Raw genomic sequence first — 527 nt, forward strand, 5'->3', positions numbered from 1 at the left:
GCTTGCATAAACTGACCATCTGCCACAGTGGTCACAGGGTCTTGTTGACCTGCAATAATCAATACAGGAATCGAAATCTGTTTGAGTTGTTCACGCACATCCGCCTTAGCCAAAGCTTCACAGCAGCTTGCATAACCTTCAGGGCTGCCAGCTCCTAAGTCGTTTGAAAGTTTTTCAATCACTGCTGGGTTGCTTTGGATAAAGGGATCTGTAAACCAACGACCTGCAGCCGTTGATGCAATCGGTGCTAAACCTTGTTCACGAACCAATACGGCACGATCATTCCAAGCATTTTCATTGCCAATTTTAGCGGCGCTATTACACACAATCACATGACTAAAGCGTTGAGGATGATTGATCGCTAACCATTGGCCTGTCAAACCACCCATCGAAATACCACAGAATGCAGCTTTATCAACATTTAAATGGTCGAGTAAATTCACCACATCTTGACCAAGTTGATCAATGGTATATGGACCTTGAGGCGCGTCCGATGCACCATGACCACGTGTGTCATAACAAATCAC

At 45.2% G+C, this 527-nt stretch carries 1 protein-coding gene; it reads right to left on the reverse strand.

Going from position 1 to position 527, the window contains the following annotated elements:
* Nucleotides 1-527, reverse strand: a 527-nt coding sequence (locus AC1M9B_RS14380) for an alpha/beta fold hydrolase (RefSeq protein ID WP_481609339.1), incomplete at both ends; no start/stop codon positions are given.

The sequence above is a fragment of the Acinetobacter sp. ANC_7513 genome (assembly GCF_056779915.1).